Source organism: Enterococcus raffinosus, from assembly GCF_001886185.1.
Taxonomy (GTDB): Bacteria; Bacillota; Bacilli; order Lactobacillales; family Enterococcaceae; genus Enterococcus_A; species Enterococcus_A raffinosus.
Map to the genome: position 1 here is coordinate 1 of NZ_JXLA01000039.1, position 24,274 is coordinate 24,274.

The 24,274-nt window shown below is 40.6% G+C and carries 22 protein-coding genes and 1 pseudogene; 4 read left to right on the top strand and 19 right to left on the bottom strand.

Annotation, left to right across the window (positions count from 1 at the left end):
* Positions 1 to 108: 108 nt before the first annotated feature.
* Together RV13_RS16750 and crcB are read right to left on the bottom strand one after the other, a co-directional pair.
* The gene (locus tag RV13_RS16750) at positions 109 to 462 is read right to left on the bottom strand and encodes a fluoride efflux transporter FluC (RefSeq protein ID WP_010745377.1); all 354 of its coding nucleotides are present in this window, start codon (positions 460 to 462) and stop codon (positions 109 to 111) included.
* Positions 459 to 839 (bottom strand): fluoride efflux transporter CrcB, encoded by a 381-nt coding sequence (crcB, locus tag RV13_RS16755; RefSeq protein ID WP_010745376.1) that lies wholly within the window; start codon positions 837 to 839, stop codon positions 459 to 461. The genes RV13_RS16750 and crcB overlap by 4 nt, the downstream gene beginning before the upstream one ends.
* A gap of 136 nt (positions 840 to 975) precedes the next feature.
* Here crcB and RV13_RS16760 point away from each other — a divergent pair, with 136 nt between their 5' ends.
* Complete coding sequence (locus RV13_RS16760) at positions 976 to 1,647, top strand: HAD family hydrolase (protein ID WP_010745375.1); 672 nt, start codon at positions 976 to 978, stop codon at positions 1,645 to 1,647.
* 43 nt (positions 1,648 to 1,690) lie between these two features.
* On the opposite strand, the gene RV13_RS16765 is transcribed toward RV13_RS16760, so the two are convergent.
* The 4 genes from RV13_RS16765 to RV13_RS16780 all read right to left on the bottom strand — a co-directional run bounded on the left by RV13_RS16765 (position 1,691) and on the right by RV13_RS16780 (position 4,196).
* Complete coding sequence (locus RV13_RS16765; RefSeq protein ID WP_010745374.1) at positions 1,691 to 2,236, bottom strand: cysteine hydrolase family protein; 546 nt, start codon at positions 2,234 to 2,236, stop codon at positions 1,691 to 1,693.
* Between the two features lie 35 nt (positions 2,237 to 2,271).
* Positions 2,272 to 2,964, bottom strand: a complete 693-nt coding sequence (locus RV13_RS16770) for a 5'-methylthioadenosine/adenosylhomocysteine nucleosidase (protein WP_010745373.1) — start codon at positions 2,962 to 2,964, stop codon at positions 2,272 to 2,274.
* A 38-nt stretch (positions 2,965 to 3,002) separates the two neighbouring features.
* A complete protein-coding gene (gene macP, locus RV13_RS16775) occupies positions 3,003 to 3,287 on the bottom strand; it encodes a cell wall synthase accessory phosphoprotein MacP (protein WP_010745372.1) in 285 nt (94 codons plus the stop codon).
* A 345-nt stretch (positions 3,288 to 3,632) separates the two neighbouring features.
* Positions 3,633 to 4,196, bottom strand: coding sequence for an NUDIX hydrolase (locus RV13_RS16780; RefSeq protein WP_010745371.1), 564 nt, complete (start codon positions 4,194 to 4,196; stop codon positions 3,633 to 3,635).
* 308 nt (positions 4,197 to 4,504) lie between these two features.
* On the opposite strand from RV13_RS16780, the gene RV13_RS16785 reads away from it, so the two are divergent.
* Both RV13_RS16785 and RV13_RS16790 read left to right on the top strand, forming a co-directional pair.
* Positions 4,505 to 5,131 carry a 5-bromo-4-chloroindolyl phosphate hydrolysis family protein gene (locus RV13_RS16785; protein WP_060789490.1) on the top strand — a complete coding sequence of 209 codons (627 nt, stop codon included), beginning with the start codon at positions 4,505 to 4,507 and terminating at the stop codon, positions 5,129 to 5,131.
* 94 nt (positions 5,132 to 5,225) lie between these two features.
* Positions 5,226 to 6,416 (top strand): toxic anion resistance protein, encoded by a 1,191-nt coding sequence (locus RV13_RS16790; protein ID WP_010745368.1) that lies wholly within the window; start codon positions 5,226 to 5,228, stop codon positions 6,414 to 6,416.
* A gap of 39 nt (positions 6,417 to 6,455) precedes the next feature.
* Here RV13_RS16790 and RV13_RS16795 read toward each other — a convergent pair whose 3' ends face one another.
* From RV13_RS16795 to RV13_RS16840, 10 genes and pseudogenes are all read right to left on the bottom strand, one after another.
* Positions 6,456 to 7,319 carry a GRP family sugar transporter gene (locus tag RV13_RS16795; protein ID WP_010745367.1) on the bottom strand — a complete coding sequence of 288 codons (864 nt, stop codon included), beginning with the start codon at positions 7,317 to 7,319 and terminating at the stop codon, positions 6,456 to 6,458.
* Between the two features lie 75 nt (positions 7,320 to 7,394).
* Entirely contained in the window at positions 7,395 to 8,417 is a 1,023-nt protein-coding gene (sapS, locus tag RV13_RS16800) for a two-component system sensor histidine kinase SapS (RefSeq protein ID WP_010745366.1), read from the bottom strand.
* 9 nt (positions 8,418 to 8,426) lie between these two features.
* The gene (gene sapR / locus RV13_RS16805) at positions 8,427 to 9,098 is read right to left on the bottom strand and encodes a two-component system response regulator SapR (protein ID WP_010745365.1); all 672 of its coding nucleotides are present in this window, start codon (positions 9,096 to 9,098) and stop codon (positions 8,427 to 8,429) included.
* 123 nt (positions 9,099 to 9,221) lie between these two features.
* Entirely contained in the window at positions 9,222 to 9,575 is a 354-nt protein-coding gene (locus tag RV13_RS16810) for an iron-sulfur cluster biosynthesis family protein (protein ID WP_010745364.1), read from the bottom strand.
* A 120-nt stretch (positions 9,576 to 9,695) separates the two neighbouring features.
* The gene (locus RV13_RS16815) at positions 9,696 to 11,189 is read right to left on the bottom strand and encodes a phosphohexomutase domain-containing protein (protein ID WP_010745363.1); all 1,494 of its coding nucleotides are present in this window, start codon (positions 11,187 to 11,189) and stop codon (positions 9,696 to 9,698) included.
* Between the two features lie 418 nt (positions 11,190 to 11,607).
* The gene (locus tag RV13_RS16820) at positions 11,608 to 14,028 is read right to left on the bottom strand and encodes an HAD-IC family P-type ATPase (RefSeq protein ID WP_010745362.1); all 2,421 of its coding nucleotides are present in this window, start codon (positions 14,026 to 14,028) and stop codon (positions 11,608 to 11,610) included.
* A 175-nt stretch (positions 14,029 to 14,203) separates the two neighbouring features.
* Positions 14,204 to 14,710, bottom strand: a pseudogene (locus RV13_RS16825) (GNAT family N-acetyltransferase).
* A 106-nt stretch (positions 14,711 to 14,816) separates the two neighbouring features.
* Positions 14,817 to 15,761, bottom strand: a complete 945-nt coding sequence (locus RV13_RS16830) for a 3'-5' exoribonuclease YhaM family protein (protein ID WP_010745359.1) — start codon at positions 15,759 to 15,761, stop codon at positions 14,817 to 14,819.
* Complete coding sequence (locus RV13_RS16835; protein ID WP_010745358.1) at positions 15,758 to 18,388, bottom strand: ATP-binding protein; 2,631 nt, start codon at positions 18,386 to 18,388, stop codon at positions 15,758 to 15,760. Before RV13_RS16835 ends, RV13_RS16830 begins: the two co-directional genes overlap by 4 nt.
* Positions 18,378 to 19,559: a metallophosphoesterase family protein gene (locus tag RV13_RS16840; protein WP_010745357.1), complete on the bottom strand. Its 1,182-nt coding sequence runs from the start codon at positions 19,557 to 19,559 to the stop codon at positions 18,378 to 18,380. The genes RV13_RS16835 and RV13_RS16840 overlap by 11 nt, the downstream gene beginning before the upstream one ends.
* A gap of 179 nt (positions 19,560 to 19,738) precedes the next feature.
* Here RV13_RS16840 and RV13_RS16845 point away from each other — a divergent pair, with 179 nt between their 5' ends.
* Positions 19,739 to 19,921, top strand: coding sequence for a hypothetical protein (locus RV13_RS16845; RefSeq protein WP_010745356.1), 183 nt, complete (start codon positions 19,739 to 19,741; stop codon positions 19,919 to 19,921).
* A 32-nt stretch (positions 19,922 to 19,953) separates the two neighbouring features.
* Here RV13_RS16845 and RV13_RS16850 read toward each other — a convergent pair whose 3' ends face one another.
* The 3 genes from RV13_RS16850 to RV13_RS16860 all read right to left on the bottom strand — a co-directional run bounded on the left by RV13_RS16850 (position 19,954) and on the right by RV13_RS16860 (position 24,036).
* Positions 19,954 to 20,931 (bottom strand): serine hydrolase domain-containing protein, encoded by a 978-nt coding sequence (locus tag RV13_RS16850; protein WP_249024492.1) that lies wholly within the window; start codon positions 20,929 to 20,931, stop codon positions 19,954 to 19,956.
* Positions 20,932 to 21,423: 492 nt separating this feature from the next.
* Entirely contained in the window at positions 21,424 to 21,765 is a 342-nt protein-coding gene (locus RV13_RS16855; RefSeq protein ID WP_010745354.1) for a YlbF/YmcA family competence regulator, read from the bottom strand.
* A 69-nt stretch (positions 21,766 to 21,834) separates the two neighbouring features.
* Positions 21,835 to 24,036, bottom strand: a complete 2,202-nt coding sequence (locus RV13_RS16860; RefSeq protein WP_010745353.1) for a PBP1A family penicillin-binding protein — start codon at positions 24,034 to 24,036, stop codon at positions 21,835 to 21,837.
* Positions 24,037 to 24,274: the final 238 nt, after the last annotated feature.

The following is a 24,274-nucleotide window of genomic DNA, read 5'->3' on the forward strand; positions in this document are numbered from 1 at the left end:
AAAAGCGAATTATGAAATTAGCTCAATTATTAAAAAAATCGAAACAATTAACTATTTCGTTTGCTATCTAATTTAAGTTCCCATTTCTATAAGCTTTCTTGAACCTTTTTAGAGGCTATTTCCGATGACTAAACCCAGAAAACTACATAATATACCTAATCCATAAGTTCCAAAAAAATAACGATAAAACATTGAACGATCATTTTTCCATAAAACAAACAACTCAAAATTATAGGTAGAAAAGGTCGTATATCCACCCATGATCCCAGTCCCTAAAAATAGATAAACCGAATCCGTTAAATGCAGTCCAAAGAAAATACCGAGCAGAAGGCTTCCAGTGAGATTGATAAAGAACGTTGATCTTGGCAGGTGTTTAGTCTGGGGTTCAAAATAGTTATTTAACGTAAAACGCAGCATTGCGCCAATCGCTGCCCCACTGCCGACTAATAGCGTATTGATCATTCTGTCTCCGCCCTTCTATGATAAATAGCCTCGCCGAGTACAGTCATCGCTAAACCGCCGACAACTGATAACAGTAAATAAAGAAAGGCTAGCCCGATTTGTCCGGCCTGCACTAATTTCATCGTATCTAGCGCAAAGGAAGAGAACGTCGTCAAGGCGCCGCAGAAGCCGACTCCTACTCCTAAAACGAGACGAGCAGATATATCAATATCATTCAAAATATGTTTCACGATCCAACTAAAAATAAAGCACCCTAATAAATTGACCAGCAAGGTTCCTATAGGAAAACCGTTGACCGCAGGAAGCCATACGCCCAACCAATAACGCGCGGTTCCGCCAACAAAAGCAAAGAGCGCAATAACCAAATAATCCAACATGCTTTTCATCTCCATTATTTATTCTTAAATACTATAAAACGATTGATTTGAAGTTGCAAACAATACTATCTTTTTCATCAACAATTTTCAAAACGTGCTAAACTAGGGGTATCTTGGGAAAAAGTGAGGTTTATGTATGAAAGGAATAATATTTGACTTTAACGGAACCATGTTTATGGATTCTGATCTCCATGAAGCTGCTTGGCTTTATTTGATCCAAAAGTATTCAGATAAGGAAATGACCGAAGAGGATATCCTAAAAAATCTTCACGGGAAAACTAATGATGTGATCTTGCGTAATTTTATTTCACCAGAATTAAGTGAAGAAGAAGTGGAAAAATTATCTGATGAAAAGGAGACTTATTATCGTGAATCGGTCTTAGCCAGTGCAGATCACAATGACTTTACCAAAGGTTTACGAGAGGTCTTAGACTATTTAAAAGCAGAAAAAATACCCATGACCATCGCTTCGGCATCGCCAAAGGTGAACATGGACTTTTATTTTGACTATTTACATTTAGGTGACTGGTTTGATGAAGAAAAAATGGTCTGTCATACAGGCAGTTTTCCTGGAAAGCCTGCACCGGATATTTTCCTGATCGCCGCTGAGAAGATCGCCGTTGCCCCAAAAGATTGCTTAGTGATTGAGGATTCCTACTCTGGATTACAGGCAGCTCGCAATGCGAAAATCGGAACGATCGTCGCCATTGATCCCGAAGGAAAAAATCGATCCGTTTTCGAAAAAGAAAACTTGGCGCCAGATGGTGTCATTGAAGACTTCACCACCTTTATTCCTAATTATTTATAAGAAAAAAATCGCAACGAAAACAGAGTTTCGTTGCGATTTCGCTTTATATAATAGTTGCTCCTAAAGTATTTTTAAAGTGATTCAATGCCCAAGTATGTCCAGTCGCATCAAAGCTTGCAACAGCCTTCTCAGGTATCACTAATTGATAACCCAAATTGTAGGCATCTACCGCTGTGTGCAACACACAGATATCAGTGCACACCCCAGTTAAGCAAAGCTCTGTAATCCCTCGCTCCCGTAACCGAATGTCTAAATCGGTGCCGCTGAAGGCTGAATAATGCCGTTTATCAATCCAATAAACCGTTTTTTCTGCTTGATTTGCTTGATAGAAATCAGCTAATGAGCCATACAACTCTCGTCCGCTCGTACCGATGACATTGTGCGCCGGAAAGAGTTTATTTTCAGGATGGTACTGATCGCTTGGATCATGCCCATCAATAGCAAAAACGACAAAATTCCCCTGCTGGAAATAGTCTTCTGTGATAGCGACCAGCTCCCCCTCAATTGCCTGACCTGCTTCCCCTGTAGTTAGTTTTCCATCAGTTGCTACAAAATCCTTCGTATAATCAATCGAAAGTAACGCCCGCATGCAAGTTCCTCCTTTAGTTGAATCCTTAAAAAACTTTATTTCAAATGGTTCACAAATTCCATAACAAGCTGTGCTGATAATGTTCCAGTACGATTAACAAATTCTTCATGTGTTTCCGTCGCTTCACTGTCAGCCGTATCGCTGATTGCTCGGACGATCAAAAATGGAATACCAAATTGTGCGGCGGTATGTCCGATCGCAGCTCCTTCCATTTCAACAGCTAAAGCCTCTGGAAATGAAGCTTTGATTTCCTTGATTTTGGCTGGACTGCTCACAAAGGTATCTCCTGAAACGATCAACCCAACACGGGCAGATTGATTCATTTTCTTGCTGGCTGTCACCATTTCGCCCTTTAAATACGTTGATCCTTCATAATAAAGCGGCATACCTGGAACTTGCCCTATCTTATAACCAAAAGTCGTCGCATCCACATCAAAGTAAGCAACTTTATCTGCGATAACCAAATCACCAATCGCTAATCCTTCGCCAATCCCACCAGCGGTTCCCGTGTTGATGACCATGTTCACTTTGTATTGCTGAATCAATACCGAAGTAGTGATTGAAGCCAATACCTTTCCAATTCCTGATTGAACAACAATCACTTCATGATTGCCTAGTCCCCCTGAGATAAACAACGCTCCAGATTGTTCCCAAGATAATGGGTGATCCAAACTTTCTCTTAATGCTTTTACTTCTGGTTCCATTGCACCGATAATACCGATTTTCATAACGATTCCTCTATTTCTTTTTAATATATTTTTACTGTTTAAATAAAGAATACAGCTAACATTACCACGATCAAAAGCAATAAAACAAAAATTATTGCTTTATTTAAAAAGCTGCTGCGTTCCTTCTGTTTTACCCGTTCACTGCTGCGGGATTTCGTCACAGGCTTGTTCTTCTTCAACTCTTTCCGATAGACAGAACTGATTTCTTTTTCTCTTTTTTCATAGGCTCGCTCCGCCGCTTTCCGCTGCTCTTCTGCCAAACGCTCCTGCTCTTCTTTTCGTTTCCTCAATTCGCTGCGCGTCACCAAGGGTGATTGGCTCATGAGTGATCCACTCCTCGTTCTTAATAATGTAATTATTTTTTAAGAAAAAATAATTTTGATCTTCACTCCGTATATCATCCAACTAAACTTCATTCCATTGATTAAGTTAATGTGTCTTATCTTATTCCAATCCTAATATTGCTAAGCTAGCTCATAATAATAGTTGGAATTTTTCTAACGTAAAATTCCAATGATTTTCGTACGCCTACCATTCTGCTAAATATCACGTATCCTTAATATTCTCGTAATTGAAAATTAAATTCACCCACTTAATACTGAGAAAAGCAGAACTGGCAAAGTTGGACTGACATCCTTATTCTTACTAATGAACTCATTTTTCCTAGTCTATTTCTTTAACAACATCAGTTCCCAATAATTGACGGCGAAGATTGTCTTTGCGTCACAAATCAATCCATCTAGGATCGCTTGTTTCGCTTCCTCCATGGTCAATTCGTAAAGCTCCAACACTTCATCGTCATCTTGAGGCCGAGGATTTTCTACCTTGACTAAATCAGTCGCGGCATAGATATATAATTTTTCATTTGAAAATCCGGGTGATAGATACATCTCATTTATGTAAGTTAACTCTTCCGCACGGTAACCGGTCTCTTCTTCTAGTTCACGCATCGCCGTTTTTTCTGGCTGTTGCCCTTCACCTGGATCTATTTTTCCAGCGGGAATTTCCAATACCACTTTTTCTAGCGGCTTGCGAAATTGTTTGACCATGATCATTTTATTCTCTTTCGTAATAGGAATGATACCGACACCACCGTGATGGAAAACCAATTCGCGTTTGGCTGTTCCTCCCATCGGTAAAGCCACGTCATCTAAATAAACATCAATGATCTTTCCTTTAAATATTTCTTTCCGTTCAATTGTCTTCTCTTCAAAATCTTTATATTCTAACATGACAACACCTTTTCTCCTTTTCGCATTTTCAAGTTTAACATTAATTTCTTAAATCTTTTATTAACAAAAATAAGAGGATTTCTTCCAATGGAAGCTGCAAACAAAGGAAGAAGTTTCCCATATAGCTTCAACTCGAAGGTTCTGCCTTATTGTATCACAGAAAATTCTTATGTTTTTTCTAAATCTGAAAAATCCATCTTTAGTCCGATACTAATTCTATAGAAATTCATGCTATGATGAGCGTGTAAAGAAATCAAGAATTTTGAATAAATAATGTGAAGGGTTATTACTAGACTAGGAGGATTATTATGCGCAGGAAAATATTCCCTATCATCATCGCAACAATCGGCATTCTCTCCTTTCTTGAAGGAGATTTCGGTGACTATATCGTCTTTTTAATGTTGGTTGTCGGCTTTTGGTTGATCTATCGTGGACTTAAGGGAAGAAAAGTTCGTCCACAAAAAGAAGAACTACCATTTCTATCGAAAGAAAAGGAAGCTTACTATAAACAATTGGGTATGAGCGAACGTGAAATTGAATTGTTCCGTGAAACAATGAATTCATCAAAACAACAAGTTTTACGTCTGCAGCAAAATATCCAAAAGAATGCGAAGCTTAAAGCGATCGATTTACGACACGATACGCTGAAGGCTGCCAAAGCTTTATTTAAAGAATTAGTAAAAGATCCAAAACGTTTGCCAGAAGCGAGCCAATTTCTTTATACGCACTTGCCAAATATCGTTGATTTGACAGATAATTATGTTGAAATCAACGGACATGAGGTCAAGTCAAAAGAAGTTTATGGTAAACTAGAAGAAAGCGCACAGATCATCGATCAAATGGCTGATTTAATCGTGAAAGATTATCAACAATTCGTCGCTGAAGATTTAGAAGACATGGATGTTGAAATTTCCATCGCGAAAAAAAAATCTTGACCATGATCCTGATTTGTCCACAAAATAAAAAAAGCGAAACATTAACAAAAAAATCTAGCTGAAGCTAGATTTTTTTCGAACAGGAGGACACATAGTGGAACCAGAAAATAAAACAGAAACCAAACCGGTCGACAGTACTTTAGATGACCTACTCAGTAACCCATTTGGCACCGATTCTTTAACCCCCGTTCAACAGCAAGAAATCTCTCACCTGCAGTCGCAGGAACAAGCAGATCGCTTAGTCGATAAATTGCCTGAGGAACGGCAAGTACAAGCCCGCGAGCTTGCGAAAAAAATCGATGTCAATGATTCTCAAGCCGTAATCAGTTACGGTTCAACTGCACAAACAAAATTAAGCGAATTCTCGCAATCTATGCTGAATACCGTCTCTTCACAAGATATCGGTCCAATCGGCGATTCGTTGAATCAATTAATGTACCGCTTAAATGAAGCGAATCCTGACGAATTACGCGTCGGTGAAGGCAATATCTTCCAAAAAATGTTTGGTAAAGTAAAACAGTCAATCTATGAAATTACAACGAAATATCAAAAGATCGGTGCTCAAATTGATAAAATCGCCACAAAATTAAACGTTGAAAAAGATGGCTTATTGCGGGACAACCAAATGCTTGAAACACTTTACAATAAAAACAAAGATTACTTTGACGCCTTGAATATCTATATTGCTGCCGCTGAGTTGAAGATCGAAGAAATGAAAATGACGACGATTCCTGAAGCAACAGCGAAGGCACAAAGCTCTGGCGATCAAATGGACGTCCAGGTCGTCAACGACTATACACAATTTTTGGATCGTTTGGATAAACGGACCCACGATTTAAAATTGGCACGACAAATCACGATTCAGCAAGCACCGCAAATTCGCTTGATCCAAAATACCAATCAAGCATTGGCCGAGAAGATTCAAGCCTCTATCAATACGGCGATTCCATTGTGGAAGAATCAGGTAGCGATCGCTTTGACTTTACTACGTCAAAAAGACGCTGCTACAGCACAACGTCAGGTATCTGAAACAACCAACGACCTGTTGAAGAAAAATTCAGAAATGCTGAAGATTTCAACCATCGAAACGGCCAAAGAAAACGAACGCGGCATCGTCGATCTAGATACCTTGCAGCAAACACAAAACGATCTAGTCGAAACATTAGAAGAAACCCTGCGGATTCAAAAAGAAGGTCGCGAACGTCGTCAAGCAGCCGAGATCGAGATCGGTCATATGGAAAACGACTTAAAGCAAAAATTAATGGAATTAAATTCTGGACAGTAGTTATAAAAAATAAGCATGCCAAGCGGCACGCTTATTTTTTTATGCTTTCATATAGCCTAATACGACACCGCCAACAATAATCAGCAGACAGCCGATAATGACATAATACATTTCTTTTTTCGTTTTGCGTTCGCCCAGAAGGAAAATCCCGCCTAATGTCGAAATGATGATTCCCATCTGTGACAAGGAGAATCCAATCGCTAAACCAATTTCCTTAACGGTTAACAGCATACAGATATTTCCGATTCCCCACAAAAGACCAGAAGCCATATTTCGCCATACATAGCGGTCCAGTTTAGCCTTGCGAAAGGCAAAGAAGCTGGCTCCAACTAACATACCGACACTTTGCGGCAAGATAATTGCCAATGGATCTAGTCCGGCCCAGGTAATAATAATTGTGTAAACGCCGTACCCTAACGTTGAAAAAATCAACGAGCGAAACCCTTTGCCGAAGTCCAACATACGGTCATCTGATTGCACACCACTCTCGTCATCCTTGCGAGCAGTTAAATAAGCCCCTAAAACAAGTAATGCCAAGGCGATAAAACCTAGGATAAAATCTTTTGTTTTCGTCCATTCATGGAAGAACACTGCACCAGCGACAGTATTTAAAATTAACTGAAAGCCCGTTGAGATCGGTAACCCTACCGAAACCCCCATGAATTTCATCCCGTGAAACTGACCGTTCTGCCCAATGGACCAAAAGAAACCTGATAAAAATCCGATTAATAAAATCCAACCACTCATAGCTGGCTGAACGATGAAAAAGGTCACTAATGCAAAAACAAAAGCCCCCATCGTCATTCCTAAGGTTTGCTGATTGGCGTCTCCACCTAATTTCCCGCTCACCAAACCAATACTTCCCCATGCTACCATTGGTATTAGGGCAATTAAAATACTCATAACCTTACTCCCTTCAATTCACAACTGAAATAGTTTAGCGAAAAAAAGAGGTTTTGGCAATCGAAAACTAGTAATTTATCGTTCTTCATGATAATAATCTAATCGCGGAAAAAATAAAGTCATCTTAGTGCCTTTATTCATTGTTGACTCTGCCGTAATAGCTACCCCTAATTTCTCAGCGAGTCGCTTCGCTAAGTACAAGCCAAGACCTGTCGAATGCTGCTGCGCTTTTCGACCATTTTCACCTGTAAAGCCTTTGTCAAAAATTCGTCCTAGATCCTCTGGTGGAATCCCAACGCCACTATCTTCTAGAATCAAAGAAGCTCCGGCACTTTTCGTCTCGATTGTAATAGTGATTTGACCATGATCTGGTGTATATTTGATGGCATTGCTCAATAACTGGCGAAAAATAAACTCGATCCATTTGGCATCGGTCAGCACTTTGGCATCATTTTCTGCTAGTGTCAATTGGAGGTTTTTTTGAATGAAATAATTGGCTTGACTGCGAATGATCGGCTGAACAATTTTTTTCAATGAATATTCTTGAATCAAATAATCATTTACAAATTCGTCCGAACGAGAATAATAGAGAATCTGTTCCACATACTCATCAATCTGTTGAAGTTCATTTTGCAGCAAAACAAACTTTTCATCCGGAATATCAAATTCAATCGCATTCAAAATCAAATCGACTGCCGCTAACGGCACTTTTATTTCATGAATCCAAGAATCCATGTAATCTTTTTGATCCTTTTGACTATCCAACAATTGCTCCATCATCGAATGATGCTCTCGTACCTGCTTATTGACGTATTCCTGAATCAACACTTCCTCATTGTTTGTCGCAGATTCGACAAAATGCTGCAAATGAGACTCTTCCTGTTTATCGAATTCCTTGTACCATTTTTTTCGACGATAATAATCAATCGTGAAAAAAAGGAAGACGAGAAAGAGTTGCAAAATCAACAGATACCCCAGATTGTCCCAAAAGCCGTGTAAATCCGGTGTTAGCCAGACCATAAAAACCAGTAGTGAACTTAAGACTGCCCAACCTAATAAAACCAGTAGACGATCCTTTAAATACTTGATAAATGTCATGGCCGCTCCTTATGGGACAATGTAGCCTTGTCCAACCTTCGTTTGAATGTAGTCATCAATTCCAGCTTGTTCGATCTTCCGACGCAGACGATTGATATTGACTGTTAGAGTATTGTCATCGACAAAGCGTTCATCGTCCCACAAAGCACGTAATAATTTATCACGGCTTAAGATTTTCCCGTGTTGCTTCATCAAAATGAATAGGAGCCGGTACTCATTCTTACTAAGATCAACGACTTCACCATTAATTGTCATACTGCTGTTGTCAATGTTCAACGTGATGCCATTATGCTCTAATTCTTCACCGCTCTCAGCGTAATTGTATGAGCGGCGCAACAAGGCATTAATCTTCGCAACTAATATGTCTACTTGGAAAGGCTTTGTAATATAATCATCCGCCCCCATGTTCATCGCCATGATTTGATCCATATTGGTATTGCGAGAGGAGATAAAAATAATCGGTACCTTGGAGACTTCACGAATTTTTTGGCACCAGTAATACCCATCATATACAGGAAGATTGATATCCAACAACACAAGCTGCGGCTCCGTCTCTTCAAATTCTTCAAAAACCTGGTTAAAATCAGTTGCCTGATAAACATCGAATCTCCATTTCGTTAGTTCTTCGCCAATCAGTTGCCGTATTACCGCTTCATCTTCAACGATCATGATTTTTGCCACTTTATTTTCTCTCTTTCTGTTGTTTGTCTGGTTCCAAATATCTGACGTTAAGAACCTGTCTCGAAACCTTTTTTATCATCATATCAAAGAACAGAAAAAAAATGAAAGACGATCCATCTTAAATTAATTTTTAGTAAAATCGATGAAGCCTAGATTATCGTCAATCATCCCACCTTCTCCAGATAAACTGAATGTGCTCAAGCGTGGATTAAATTTAATGTGCATTTCTTCCTGCAAATCTTCCTTCGAATACCCTTTGATCCAAAAGTCGCCAATATTTGATGGGATTTTTTCGTCATAACCTGCTTTTTCTATATCAGTGGAAATAATATTAATGGAAAATTGTGTCTGCATGTGAATCATGGCATGCTGCGAATACGCTCCGACCCCATCTTCAAAAGTTAATAATAAAAGCTTATCCACTCCTAAGTGTTCCGAAATTTTTTCTTTTGCTGCTTCATCAAGTGTGATTTCCATCTGTCTCTCTCCTATTCTGAAATTTTTCGTTAGAAATTGCTCTATTAAAAGAATACAAAAAAACAAACCCCTTTTTCTGATTCCTATCATCAGACCAAGGGGCTTATTTTGCAAGCAATCTTACTTATTCAATTGCTGGTCAATTTTCGTTAGATCAATTTGCGTATTCTGAGCTAAAATTTCACGGAATATAGGTAATTGCTTTTGAATTTGATCGGCTTGATCATTTTCTACCTGCATCACTAGCAGCGGTTCATGCAGACTTAAACGTAAAAGCATCCAGCCCTGTCCATATGGATCGGTCACAGAAAAGCGAACACCTTCCTGATTCTCAGAGTTTTCCGCAAAGCCGTCATGTGTTGGCAGCTCCTCACGGAATTTCTCGATCATCTGCTGCCCAGCCTCTTTATAATTCTCTCCACTAATGGTATAGCGAATTTCTAGTGTTTCAACAGGCTGTTCCAATTCCGCCATCAAATCTGTCAGTTCACGATTTTCTTTTTGTAGTTTTGGTAACAGCATCAAGACTTTGGCGATGACGTACGCACCATCATCTAAGAAATAATTTTCTTTGAACGCCGCGTGGGAACTCGTTTCAATCGCCAATTGGCAATCAATACCTTCTTCGTTAAGCTCGATCGCTTTATTGATTACATTGCGGTAGCCTGAAATATAGCGATATTGCTTGCCGCCTTTTTCTTCAATGAAGTTTTTCAGATGATCCGATGTTGGCGAGTTGGTTACAATCGTACTTCCTGGATGCTCCTGCAAAACGATGGCCGATAAAACGGCAATCAAATTGTTCCGGTTAATCATTTGTCCATCCTTTGAAACGATCGCTGAACGATCGACATCCGTATCAAAGATGACTCCCAGATCGGCTTGATTATTTAGTACCGCTTTTTTGATACTTGCCATCGCTTCTTTGTTGTCTGGATTTGGAATGTGGTTAGGAAAATTACCATCAGGCTCTAAAAATTGCGAACCACTGGTGTCCGCACCAAGTACAGCTAACACTTTATCTGCAAAATATCCGCCAGCACCATTTCCAGCGTCAACGACGATTTTCATATCCTTTAACGGCTGCTCACTGCCGCTGCCACGTTGGATCTTTTCAACTAGATCTGCTGCGTAACGAGACAATAAATCGGCCTCGGTTACATTTCCTTTCGCCGCTTCACTTGGTTCAGTATGGGACAAAATGTAGGCAATATCACTTTTTTCTGCGCCGCCTGCTTGGCTGAAAATTTTGATCCCATTGAAATAAAATGGTAGATGACTTGCCGTCAGCATGATCCCAGCATCACACGCAAACTCTTCAAACTGCGTTGCCATAAACAATGCAGGCGTCGTTGATAAGCCAAAATCCAATACTTCACAGCCAGCTGCTTCAAAAACAGCTACCATCGCATCCTTTAATTCTGGACCAGTTAAGCGGCTATCATGCCCAATCCCAATTTTGAAAGGACGCTCTAACCCCTTACTCGTTAACCAATTAAGAATCCCGTTTGCGATTAAACGAACTTCTTCGGCCCCTAAGTTCTTCACTTTATCCTCAGCAGTGATAGCGATTCCACGAATATCCGAACCATTTTGCAATTTTGTTAACGCCATTGATGAATTCCTCCTTATTCCTATTAATGTATTTATTTTTCTTTCAGAAAAATTAGTCTGATCTTCATACCGTGTACCATCCAACTAAGTATCTCTAACTTTTATTCATTCTGATGCCTTTTTTGGTCTACTCACTAAACAATCTGCGAAAAGTTGGACTGGCATCCGTATTCCTATTAAGGTATTTATTTTTCTTTAAGAAAAATTAGTTTGATCTTTATGCCGTATACCATCCAACTAGGTGGCTCTCACTTTTATTCATTCTGATGCCTTTTTTAGTCTACTCACTAAACAATCTGCGAAAAGTTGGACTGGCATCCGTATTCCTAGAATTCTACTTTTAGTCTATTATACCAAAAATCCCGAAAAAGAAAGCCTTTTCCGGGAAATTTTAACAATTTAAGTATTTATTACTCTATTAAATGACACGCGACTGCGGATTCTTTTTCGCCTGTCGTTTCTTTTTCCAGCGAATTCTCCAATCCACTAATCGATCCATGACAAAGGTCAAGCCTTTGAACAACCAATAAATGCCAAAGGTTAATGGAATCACGAAAAACAAATTGCGATTCCATAATTTATCAAAATCGAAAAATTCTCTAAAGAAAAGATAACAACTTAGGTAGGCTGTACTCAAGGCGGTAATCAGTGCAATCTTTTTCTTATCTAATGGGAAAGAAACTTTGTATAAAACCAGTAATCCTACACATCCTGTCAAAAAAACAGACATAGTCGACGTCGCCTGATAATCTAAATCAAACAACACATTCGCCAATTGAATAATCATTACAGCACTCACAACTGTCAAAGCCCCAGGCAAAGAGACCCGTAAAATATTATTCAAAAAGTCCCCCTTTATCCGTTCATAACTTGGCTTCAACGCCAAGAAGAAGGATGGGATTCCCACAGTTAATGCATTGATCGGTGTTAATTGCACCGGTTCAAAAGGATATGGACTTGCAATGATCATGAAGATTACTGCGAGTAATAACGAATAAATCGTTTTGACCAAGTACATTGAAGCCACACGTTCAATATTATTGATTACCCGTCGCCCTTCGTTTAAAACATTCTGCATTCGGGCAAAATCAGAATCTAATAAAATCACATCGGATGCCGCTCTTGCCGCACTGCTTCCATTTGCCATCGCCACACCAATATCTGCTTCTCGCAATGCTAACACATCATTGACGCCATCTCCGGTCATACAAACGGTATGATTGATTTTTAACGCTTGAATCAAAGATTGCTTTTGCTTTGGCGTCACTCGACCAAAGACTGTCGTTTGGTTTACTAAAGCTTTGTAATCAATGGGCTCATCTAAGCCGGACATATCAATAAACGTTTCGGCATTTTTGATTCCAGCCTTTTGTGCGATTTTCGAAACCGTTAATGGATGGTCTCCAGAAATAACCTTCAATTGAACATCCTGTTTCGCAAAATAACCAAAGGTCGCCTGCGCATTCTCTCTCAAATTATCTGAGATAATCAACGTTGCAAGCAATCGCGGCTCATAGACAAGTTCTTCTTCCAAGGTCCCTGGATACTCCACCAAAACGAGTACGCGTTGGCCTTCTTCCAAATAGGGTTGGATCTTGCTTTGCATTTCTGCGGTCATTTCTTTGAAGATAAATTCTGGCGCACCAAAAGCGAAGCTGCCTTGATCCTTAAAGGACACGCCACTCCATTTTCTTGCAGAAGAAAACGGGATAACTTTTTCTGCTTGCCAATCACTGACTGCTGGAAAAGCCTTACGTAAGGCTGTTGCTGTCGCATTTTGATCCTTCAAGTGATGCAGGAGAGCACCCATGATCGTGTTTACACGATTTTCTGAAACTTCCCCCAGCAATGCTTGTTCAAATTTTAGTGTGCCGTCAGTGATTGTTCCTGTTTTGTCTAAGCAAATCACATCAACTCGCGCCAACGTCTCAATAGATGGTAAGGCCTGCACGAGTACTTTCTTACGGGCCAGATTCGCTGCACCAACTGCAAATGCGACGCTGGTTAACAACATCAGACCTTCTGGAATCATGCTGACTAACGCAGCCACCGTTCCTAAAACAGCCTGCTTAATGGATGCAGATGCTTGGTATTGACTATAAAATAAGCCTAATCCTACTGGGATAATCACAATCGTTAGAACAGCAATCATTCGACTCAAGACCTTTGTCAATTCTGAGTTCTCTGTTTTTTTCGTTTTTGCTTCACTGGTTAATTGCTCTGCGAAATTATCTTTTCCCACAGCCGTTCCTTGATAGAAGCATTCCCCGGCAGTGACGAAGCTGCCGCTGAACAATTTATCTTGCAAAGTCTTTTGTACGCGATCCGCTTCACCAGTCAGGAGTGACTCATCTACTTCGACCCCTTCACCCGCTAATAAATTCCCATCTACTGGGACCTGATCGCCATTTCGCAGATAAAGAATATCCCCCAAGACGATAGCTTCCTGATCAATCTGCTGCAACCGTCCATCTCTTAAGACAACTGCTTTGGTTTTGGCCAAGACCGATAATTTATCGATGGTATGTTTTGCTCTTAATTCCTGGATAATTCCAATCAAGGTGTTGATCACCACAACACCAAAAAACAAGGTATTCTTTGGCGAACCTACTAAAAGCACGAATAAGGCCAATACAAGGTTTAGAATATTGAAGATATTGATCGTGTTTTCTTTAATAATTTCTTTGTCTGACTTTAACAAGTTCTCTTCCACTTGATTCGTCTGACCGTCTTCTATTTTTCGCTGCACTTCGGAAGCTGTTAGACCCTCTAGCTCTGCTGGGATCTCAACTGTATCAAAATTTTCTTCCACCGTTTGAACTTCTTTCTTTTTCTTCATCCGGTTTCACCTCACTCCATTTGTAACAACGCTGTATCACAGCGAAAAATAAGTTTTCCCTCTATACTTATCTTAACACGACTTGCTTTTTTAGTCGGTTTTTAGCTTTAAACGCAAGCATCTCTTAAAATGTGAATCATTAGAATAAATAAAAAAAGCCGCTGTAAACGACGGCTTACTTTTGAACAGAATAAACATAGTGAGGCATATCTATGCCTCGATAATGCTTGATAAATTCTCCGCAACGAGTCATGCCATTTCTTTCAGCAACCCTTTGAGAAGGGACATTCGTATCACGGATAATTGAAAAAAACTCGTCTGCCTGTAGCATTTCAAAGGCATAGTTTTTACACGCCATTGCCGCTTCGCTTGCATATCCTTTGTGCCAAAACGCTCGTTGGAACAGATAGCCGATCTCTAACACTTGCTCCCCAGCAAGCTCCTGCCATGTTAAGCCACATTAGCCGATCATTTCGCCTGTTTCCTTTAAAACCGCTGCCCACAAACCAAAGCCATTCCGCTGATAACTCTTTAACTGTTTATCTAGCCACGCTTGAACCTCAATGTCATTAAAGGCTCCTTCATAAGCATACATGGTCTGCTCATCCTGTAAAATTTTACTTAACGCTTCTCTATCCGATGGTTGCAATTCTCGAAGGTAAAGTCTTTTCGTTTCTATCATCTTCTTTTCATCTCCAAACAAGCTTAATCGTCACTTTTCAGACAGCTTAAGAAAGGCTTCCTTCACAATAAAAGCATGCCGCGAGGCTTCCGCGGCATGCTTTGTCTTAAATATCTTTTGGTACATAAAAACTGCGATTATCCAATCCAAAGATACGCTCGGTATATGTCCCTGGCTCTGCATTTTTCACAGCACTCGACATCATTTGCATCGAAGCATCAATGTTGTCGATTTGGTGCAGGATTTCTGCTTCCATGATGCGTGGGCGCACAGGAGATCCGTATTCCAAAAGTCCATGGTGTGACAAGACCATATGACGCAAGACCACTATATCTTCGTCAGCATCATTGATTTTCAATTCAGCACAGGCTTTCGTGATTTCTTCATCTACCAAAACAAGGTGGCCGACTAAATTACCTACTACTGTATATTCAGTCGAAGAAGGACCTGTTAACTCGATTACCTTCCCTAAATCATGAATGATGATCCCAGCATAAAGCAATGAGGTATTTAGCTGAGGATATTCCTTCGCGATCGCCTTGCCTAAACGCAGCATCGTCAACGTATGGAATGCCAAGCCACCGGCAAATGCATGATGATTGCGCTTTGCTGCGGGAAATTCGAAAAATTCCTTTTGATATTTGTTCAGCAAGAAACGAACGATCCGATTCCAATGGGCATTGGTGATCTCAAAAAGTGTCTTATTAAACTCTTCCTCCATATCCTCGCGCTTGATCGGTGCACGCTCCATGTATAGAGCTGGATCATTGGGTTCATCTGGCTTCGTTGTACGCAGATGCATGATCTTCACCTGTGGGTTCCCTTGATAAATTTCGCGTTTGCCGTTTAATAAAACCACTTGTCCGGCCTTGTATCGCTTAATCTCTTCCTCAGAAGCATCCCAAAATTTGCCATCCACCGTTCCAGAAGTATCTTGGAAAGTAAACGCGATAAATTTTTTCCCATTTTTCGCTAAGCGAACGTCGGCGTTCTTAATTAGCACGTACATCTCAAACTGTTCATCAACTGTCAATTCTTTGATTTTTTTCATCGTTGGACTCCCTTCAATTCCCAGACTGGCTGGTGAAGCTCTTGGTAATAGCTTACCATTTCTTGGTCAGATGACAAACAAATGACCTGATAATTTTCACTAAAATGCTGTAATAATTTAGCAAACTGATATTTTCGCTGATGATCATAATGGAGCCAACCATCATCAATGATTACTGGACACAATGGGTGTTTCTGTTGTAAAGCAAGATAAGCAAAGCGAAAGGCCATCATCACTTGATCTTTGGTTCCTGTGGAAAGATTATATATACTCATCTGATCGACGGTCAATAGTCCTTCTGAAAAATCTAAACGACTGTGTGCATTATTGGTTAACTCTTGGAAATAGCTCGTTGCCTGTTTTAGCAGCTCAGGCAGCTGCTGCTCAGATAATTCCGTGGCGATATCCTGTAACAACTGGTTCTCCAGCTTCGCCAATGCATAATCCGTCGTTAAATTTTCAACTAACGCCTGTTGCTGGCTGATTTGTTGATATAGACTGTCCAGTGTGCCATCTGCTTGCATTTGTTGAATCTGCAAACGTGTTCGCTGCTCTTGCTCCTGTAATTGCTGGAGCTGAGCTTCGCCAGCTTGAATCTCCTGCTGTAATATACGCAAGCCTTCTTCGATTTCTGCAAGGGTTGTTTCCTCTTTGAATAATGGGGCGACACTCTTGGTTAGTTCTCTTAACCGACCTTGCTTTTGAACCACCTCGGATTCCCGCTGTAAAAATGCGGGAATCTCTGATGGATACGCCAAATGTACTTTTTCCATCAAAGGATGATACTGCGTTAAAAGCTGTTGCTGATGCTTCTGTGCTTCATGGATGCGTTGCTGCAAAACTGTATTTTCTTGATAGGTTTGAGCAAAACGGATCTGCTCCATTTCCTTAACAAACTGCTCTAACACTGCAAACTTTTCAGATAGATTTTTTTCATGAAGGGGTAGCCACTCTGTCAAAAAGCCAAAACGCTCTTCCTGCTGCATCAAATTTTGACGTAAAATCGATTGTCGCTGCTGAAGCTCTTTGTTTGTTTTCAGTTGTGCTAAATAATTTTGTGCCCGTTGATTGTCCTGCACAACCGCAAACTCGTTCTCAGCATCGGCTAAATTTCTTCGCCGTAATTCATTTTGGAGCTGATCGAATAGGCGTTGGACATTGCGCTGACTCTTAGCCGCTTTTTCTGTCATTTCCGCTACCTGTCCTTCGTAAACATCCAGCTGTCCAAGTTTTTCCTGCCAAGTATCTTTATTTGCAGGTTTGCTCTGCTTCAGCACCCCGCCGATACCGCAAGCAACTGCTGCTACGACCAACACATAGCGCAAAGGGGCAGGAAGCAAAAAGGCGACGATCAAACCAACAGCTGCACCAATCAACAACCACGGCGGATTCTTTTTGCGGTTGAAGAGTTCAGGGTGCTTCTGTTCATAGTCATTGAGGCTAGCTTCTGCTTGATCTCGCTGTTCTTTGACTAAACGCAGACGAATTTGCTGTTCCTCTAGCGCTTTTTGCTGTACCTGCAGCGGAGCGAAAAGCTTTTGAATTTCTTGCTCATCTGCAAACGGTTTGGGTAGATTTTGCTCCCAGTTCGTTGGAACTTCGCTGACTTGTGCCAGCTTCACTGCGATTCGCTGTTCTTCATCCAGCATTCGTGTGATAGTCACTTTTTCAGCTACTATTTGCTGGATCTTCTGTTCGTTTTCCAAGTAAAAATAATAGCGTGCTGATTCCTGATTTCCACTGTGCTGTTGCAACGCAGCATGTAATTTTTCCTGTTCTTTCATTAATTGTTGATACTCTTGATAAAACGCTTGAAGCTCTGCCTGTTCCGATTCACTAGCTGATAGCTGCAACTCCATTTTCTTTAACTCTAAATATTCTGCGTATGCTGACCAGTTCATCCGCTGCTGTTCCAGACCTAATTGACGCTCCTGAAGGTTGCGATTCTTTGTGGCCTGTTGCGTTACCTGCCGCTTTTCTTCATCTGCCTGACGTACCAGTTGCTGAAAGCCGGCCTCCTGTGCTTCTTTTTCCTTGATCTTCTGTTGCAGGGCTTGATACTTCTGCAAAGCCTGATTCAATGGCTGTTTGCGTCCGCGTGGCCGATAAATCGCTTCAAACATATTTTTCAGTTGCAGCCGTTGTTCAAATAGTTCATTGCTGCCGGATAAGCCCAAGGAGATTAACGCTTCATGCAAGTTTTCTTCACTTAGAGCATCTAACTGCTGAAGCTGCTCCTGCTGGAAGGTAAACACTTGACGAAACAGCTGCTGGTTCAACGGATAAAGAATTTTTTCCAGTAATTCTTCTTCCCCTTGCTGACCGTCTTCCATCCAGACTTTAGCCTTGCCTTTATTTTTTGCCTTGTATCGCTCGATCGTCACTGTGCCATACGTCGGATGGACGAGCAATAAGCGTCCGCCAAAACCACTGCCATCATTCGGTGTATAATCTTGACCTTTTTTACGCTTCGCGGGAAAACCGAATAAGATTGCTTGGATGAATTGATACAGCGTTGATTTTCCCGCTTCATTTAATCCATAGACTAACTGATTTTTTGCTTCAAATAGGAAGGTCTGCTGACGCCACTTGCCAAAGCTTGTGATCTCCGCTTTTTTAATCCACATCGGCTTCCCTCCTAAATTGATAGCTTTGCTCCATTTTTTCTTTTAGTCTTTCCATCGTTTGCGTTCGAAACGCTTGATCCATTAAAGGGTGAAGCTGTGGATTCTGGTCCAAATCATTCAATAATTCATTAAATATTTCTGGTGTTTCGTACGTCAGGATCAAATGATCAATCAACTGATTGTCCACTGCCAGATAAGGCTTTTCCTTCGGTAACTCTGCCAATGATAATTGCCAAAGACCAATCTCTGGTGCGGTTTCCTCTTGCAGCGCCTCTAGTAACTCTCCTGAGGCGATTTGATACGTCAGCTCTGAACCCACATTTTCTGCATCACTAAATTCTAAATGCATTAAGGTTGGTCCATTTACACTTAGGCGACGGACTAATGGAAAAATTTCCCGAGGTTGTCTAACTTTTGCTAAAGACAATGTCTGCTTTTCCCAGCGAACAGCTTCCACTGGCACCGCTTTTGGAATCAGTTGATTTCCTTGGCTCTCGACTACGATCACACCTGCGAGATTCATCTCTTTTTGTGTATGCCCTTGTGGTGTTCCAGGATAAATAACATAAGGCTGCTCTGCCAAGATTTGCGGAACGTGAATATGTCCTAACGCCCAATAATCATAGCCTTTTGAAGATAGCTCCGATAATTGAAATGGGGCATAAGGCGCCTGTCCACCGTGATACATACCAATGTGAAAATCGACAGCACCCTTCCGAGGAAACTTCTCAGCCATTTCTTCGATGATCGTTGGGTGTTGATAACTAAAACTTGTGATCGCGATCTGCTCTCCGGCTCCTATAATAAAATTTTTCGTTTCGACTTGCTCCCCGTCGAATATGTGAATAGTATCTGGAAAAGCAAACCAATAACGATCTGCTTGATAAAAGTCATGGTTGCCAAAATTCATAAAAACAGGAATGTTTGCTTCATCTAAACGCGCCATTTCTTGAAAGAAATAACGTTGTGTTTTTAACGTGGGGCGATTTTGATGAAAGGTATCCCCTGCCAATAAAATGAAATCGACGGCTTCCGTAATCGCTGTATCTACAATATTTTGCAGCATCTTCTGATTGGCAGTTGCCAAATATTTTCGAAAATGCTCTGACACAGTAGTCAGTCCTTCAAAGGCGCGATCCAAATGTAGATCCGCCGCGTGTAGGAATTTCATTTTTTCTCCTCCTCACATACAATGGTGCTGAACTTTAGAATAATCAGCTTTTAATCCAATCTATTTTAACATAAAAAAACGAAAGTCTGTTCGTATTTGAGAAAACATTTTAAAAAGGAAATTCTCGAAAAAAGAAGGCAGATCAATTAGAATGAAAGTAATTGAATGGAGTGAGCGAAATGAATAAAGAAGAACTTATCAAAAAAGCCAAAGAACTCTTAAATGAAGGCAATATTGACAAAGCCAAGGCGTTTATCGAAGACCATAAGGACGAACTGGACGAATATTATGATAAAGCCAAAGTATTATTAAAATCCGAGAAATTCGATAGTTTGAGGGATCAATTCAAAAAATTCTTCTAAACAAAAAAAGTTAGCCGTGTGGCTAACTTTTTTTATTCCATCTGGTTTAAAACTTCATAAATATGATCAGCGGTCTGACCTAAAGACTGAACCTGATTCGTATTCGCCAATAAAATAATAAAGGTCAGTCCTGTATGGGTAAAGGTATTGATTGTATTAAATCCACCAAGAACCCCGTGGCTAGAGTAACTCCCAGGATTCACATAGAACCCCATCCCATAAGTAGAAGCACTGCCTGCCGTCAGCATTTTACTTTTTTCTTCATCATTGATCAATTTTCCCTGCATCAACGCCTGATCAAACAAATAAAAATCGGTCGCTGTCGTATAAATATCGCCTGCACCAAATAATTGAGTAAGATTTGGTAACTGCGTTTTTTCTAAACGGCCATTTTTTTCTTTATAGCTTTCTGCCAAGTCAGTGATTGCTTTAGTACTTTGATAGAAACCTGTATTTTGCATGTTGGCTGGCTTGAAAATATGCTCTTGGATGTACGCCTGCACCTTTTGTTTGCTAACTTGCTGAAGGATATAGGCTAGAACTGCATAATTACTATCCGAATAATGCCAAGTTCCTATTGGGGAATCACTGCCCGCCGCTTCGATCTCCTGAACAATCTGCTCCGGCAAAATTTCTTTACTTCCCTCTGTGCGTCCCGTTAATCCACTGGTATGATTAAGCAGATTCTTCAGTGTGATTTGCTGTCCATTGGGAAAAGCTTTTATGTATTTCGCCACAGGATCCTCGATCTTCAATTTACCTGCTTGTTCCAACTGTAAAATTCCTGTGGCAATCATTGCTTTTTGTGCTGAGCCGATATAATACCGAGTCGTTGGTGTATTTTGCATTTGCTTTTCTTGATCCGCCAACCCATAAGATTGATTTAAAATGACTTGACCTTTACGTACTACCAACGCAGTCCCTGAAAAATGCTGACTGTTCAAAAAAGTGTCTAACTCTTGATTGGCAGTCGTCGGCAAGACAATCGCTGCTTTCTCTTTTGGCTTCACTTCAGTTTCTTCTAGTGATGAATCTTTCGAAGACCTAGTCGAGGCAATTGTTGTCTCTTGTGTTTTTTTTTGCATGAAAATCTAACGCATTTGCATGCCAAGCTAATAAACAGCCGATAACCAACAGGACTATTCCACTGCCTCCAATAACTATTTTCTTCATTCTTTCTTCGCCATCCTTATGGCATGAAGTATAGCAAGTTTCGATAAAAAAACTGTGATTTTTTCTCATCTATCATTTTTATTCGTTTCTTGTAAGATTCTTGTAAGCTAAAAAAATTGAGACTGGCAGCTAGCTCAGTTTTTGAGTGTTCATTTTTCTAAACACCAGAAAAATGAGCTTATTTTCGTACGCATACCATCCAACTATACGACACGTAATAGAATGGAAGGTTAATAAATGATTGGACTTTCCTTCAATCATAAAACTGCGAAAAGTTGGACTGGCAAAAAAAAGCTGCGACGCGGGGGCGTCGCAGCTTCTATCTCTGATTAACCTTCGTACAATTCACGAATTGGAGTCATGATAATGCGGTTCAAATCGTTGATGATTACGCTGAAAGCTTGTTCTTTCACCATTAATTCATTGATCAAATCTTCTTGTTGAACCTTCTCTGCTAATGCTTGTGCTTGTGCTGCATCTTCATCACTGAAGTCTTCACCACGCATTTGTTTTTCTTGCAGACCTTGTTGGAATGCTTGGAAGTCCTTGAACGCCGCATAAGCTGTTTCATTTTTCTTTAATTCCGCAAAAGCTGCTTCTAAAGATTTAAATTCTGGTAGTTCGCGGATTTCGCGTTCCAATCCGTTCGCTGAATCGTAGATGTTTGCCATTTTTTTATTCCCTCATTTTCTATAAAAGTTACTTTTCTATTGTAACATGAATGGAAACGGGTTCACACCCTAATTTCCTTGTTGATATTGTTGCCATAGTTCTTGGCCTTTTTCTTTCAACTTATTAGCCCCTTCTTTAGCCTTTTCAAAGAAGTTTGCAGCACCTTCACTGGCTTTTCCGCCAATTTCTTTTAATTCTTCCCGCCATTTATCCGTGTCCGAATTGTCCGCGCCTTGGTTCACTTCATTTGCCGCTACAACTTTTCCGCCAGTCACGTAAGCGTCCGCGACATCAAAGGAATATTGTCCGGCATATGGTAGGATAGATTCGGCTTCGGCTTTGAAAACCTGCCCGACTTCTGAACCGCTTGTCCCGCTCAAATAATGTGTCTCACTGACCTTTTCAAAACCTAACCAAGTAGAAATCACGACATTTGGTGTATAGCCAATGATCCATTGGTCATTGACCTTGTTTGCATCAAAGTTCGTTTCAGTCGTTCCCGTTTTCCCAGCAACTGTGAAGCCTGCAGGAGCTGCCTGAGCTGCTGTTCCGTTTGAAAAAGTACCTAGGAGCATACTGGTCATTTCATTTGCCACTTCTTTTGAAATCACCTGCTCATATTTCGGCGAGCTATTATCTTCAATAACCGCTCCTGTAGAATCAATAATTTTTGTGATCAAATGCGGTTGATATACTTTTCCTTCATTCGCAAAAGCACCATAAGCGGCCGCCATTTGCATCGGTGAGGTCCCTTTTTCTAACCCACCTAAAGCTAATCCGTAGTATTTATCTGATTTACTTAATGGGATTCCAAATTCTTCGGCTTTATTATAGCCCTTATTCAAGCCAAGCTCATGTAGCAACCAGACGGCTGGTAAGTTCAGACTTTGAGCCACCGCTTGATACATTGGCACTTCCCCTTGATAGGTTCCGTCATAGTTTTTCGCTTTATAGTACGATTGCGGTTCGTCCTTCAGTACACTATCAGGTTTGTATCCAGCTTCTAAAGCGGGGGAATAAACACTTAACGGTTTCATTGTAGATCCAGGTGAACGCTGCATTTGAGTCGCAAAGTTATAGCTGCGGAAAATGTGTTCTCCACGACGACCAACTAACGCTTGCACACCACCGGTTTTGGGATCCATCGCAACAGATGCCGATTGCGGCATTGCGCCATCCGCAGCATTCGCTGGGAAGTTTGCGTTGTTGGCATAAACAGCTTCCATTTGTTTTTGATAATCCTGATCCAATGAGGTGTAGATTTTATAGCCTTTATTCAGTAAATCCTTTTCAGACATTCCATAGCGTTCCACTGCTTCATCGATGACGGCATCAAAGTATGAAGGGTATCGATAGCCCGCATCCGCTGAGGAATACGTATCATTCAATTCTGAACCCAGATCAACGGCTTTTTCTTGCGCCTCCTGTTCTTTGGACAGCTTACCATTTTCTACCATAACAGATAGTACAGTATCGCGACGATTTACTGCATTTTCTAGATTGTCAATCGGATTATAAATACTTGGACCCTTCAGCATCCCCACGATCGTCGCTGCTTCACCAATCGTTACCTGATTCGCATCTACACCGAAATATTTTCTCGCTGCATCCTGAACGCCCCAAACCCCATTCCCGAAGTAGGCATTATTGAGGTACATCGTAAGAATCTGATCTTTGTCATATTTCTTTTCAATCTCGATTGCCATGAAAATTTCTTTGGCCTTCCGTTCAAGCGTCTGATCGAGACTCAAATAAGCATTTTTCGCCAGCTGCTGGGTCAAGGTACTTCCTCCACCAGTAATATGACCTGAGGTAACCAAACCTAGCGCGGCTCGAGCAATCCCTTTGATGTCAAATCCATGATGGTTATAAAAATTTCGATCCTCTGTAGAAACAACCGCATCCTTTAAATAAGGAGAAATCTGGTCACTTTCCACATAGGTTCCCTTCTGTCCATAGAGAGAACCGGCTTGTTCATTCTTTTCGTCATAGATAACCGTCGATTGCTTCAAGCTGGACTGCAGCGTCTCCACATTCACCGACTTCGCTAAGAAAAATAGGTACACACTCATCACTAGGATGCCTACAAGTGTGATTAAGAGCAAGATTTTATTGATATGATATTTTTTCCAAATACGTTTGCGCCAATGGTGAAAACGAATCAAATAAGGCTTGATCCACTCCCAAAAGGTTTTTGTCCCGCTACGGAACTTTTGCCAAAAAACCTTCGCACCACTTTTAAATTTGCGCCAAAATTCCTGAAAATCCATGTTTGGTCTCCATTCTATACAAATTTCAGACACAGTGTATCACAAATGACCGATTCTATGCTTGGGTCTCCAGACCGATACACACTTGAGAGTATTCTAGCATGGCCTATCAAGGAAAAGCTGATTTTTTTCTTAAATATCCGTTAAAAGTGATACAATAAGCCGGATGAATGATTTATTTTACTCAATAAAAAGAAAAAATAAGCTTCAGCTACTTACTCACTTAAGTAACTATCCT

Excerpts from the sequence above, each read along its gene's own strand:
- RV13_RS16750 (WP_010745377.1), bottom strand. The coding sequence starts at position 462 with ATGATCAATACGCTATTAGTCGGCAGTGGGGCAGCGATTGGCGCAATG.
- crcB (WP_010745376.1), bottom strand. The coding sequence starts at position 839 with ATGTTGGATTATTTGGTTATTGCGCTCTTTGCTTTTGTTGGCGGAACC.
- RV13_RS16760 (WP_010745375.1), top strand. The coding sequence starts at position 976 with ATGAAAGGAATAATATTTGACTTTAACGGAACCATGTTTATGGATTCT.
- RV13_RS16765 (WP_010745374.1), bottom strand. The coding sequence starts at position 2,236 with ATGCGGGCGTTACTTTCGATTGATTATACGAAGGATTTTGTAGCAACT.
- RV13_RS16770 (WP_010745373.1), bottom strand. The coding sequence starts at position 2,964 with ATGAAAATCGGTATTATCGGTGCAATGGAACCAGAAGTAAAAGCATTA.
- macP (WP_010745372.1), bottom strand. The coding sequence starts at position 3,287 with ATGAGCCAATCACCCTTGGTGACGCGCAGCGAATTGAGGAAACGAAAA.
- RV13_RS16780 (WP_010745371.1), bottom strand. The coding sequence starts at position 4,196 with ATGTTAGAATATAAAGATTTTGAAGAGAAGACAATTGAACGGAAAGAA.
- RV13_RS16785 (WP_060789490.1), top strand. The coding sequence starts at position 4,505 with ATGCGCAGGAAAATATTCCCTATCATCATCGCAACAATCGGCATTCTC.
- RV13_RS16795 (WP_010745367.1), bottom strand. The coding sequence starts at position 7,319 with ATGAGTATTTTAATTGCCCTAATACCAATGGTAGCATGGGGAAGTATT.
- sapS (WP_010745366.1), bottom strand. The coding sequence starts at position 8,417 with ATGACATTTATCAAGTATTTAAAGGATCGTCTACTGGTTTTATTAGGT.
- RV13_RS16810 (WP_010745364.1), bottom strand. The coding sequence starts at position 9,575 with ATGGAAATCACACTTGATGAAGCAGCAAAAGAAAAAATTTCGGAACAC.
- RV13_RS16815 (WP_010745363.1), bottom strand. The coding sequence starts at position 11,189 with ATGGCGTTAACAAAATTGCAAAATGGTTCGGATATTCGTGGAATCGCT.
- RV13_RS16820 (WP_010745362.1), bottom strand. The coding sequence starts at position 14,028 with ATGAAGAAAAAGAAAGAAGTTCAAACGGTGGAAGAAAATTTTGATACA.
- RV13_RS16830 (WP_010745359.1), bottom strand. The coding sequence starts at position 15,761 with ATGAAAAAAATCAAAGAATTGACAGTTGATGAACAGTTTGAGATGTAC.
- RV13_RS16835 (WP_010745358.1), bottom strand. The coding sequence starts at position 18,388 with ATGTGGATTAAAAAAGCGGAGATCACAAGCTTTGGCAAGTGGCGTCAG.
- RV13_RS16840 (WP_010745357.1), bottom strand. The coding sequence starts at position 19,559 with ATGAAATTCCTACACGCGGCGGATCTACATTTGGATCGCGCCTTTGAA.
- RV13_RS16845 (WP_010745356.1), top strand. The coding sequence starts at position 19,739 with ATGAATAAAGAAGAACTTATCAAAAAAGCCAAAGAACTCTTAAATGAA.
- RV13_RS16855 (WP_010745354.1), bottom strand. The coding sequence starts at position 21,765 with ATGGCAAACATCTACGATTCAGCGAACGGATTGGAACGCGAAATCCGC.
- RV13_RS16860 (WP_010745353.1), bottom strand. The coding sequence starts at position 24,036 with ATGGATTTTCAGGAATTTTGGCGCAAATTTAAAAGTGGTGCGAAGGTT.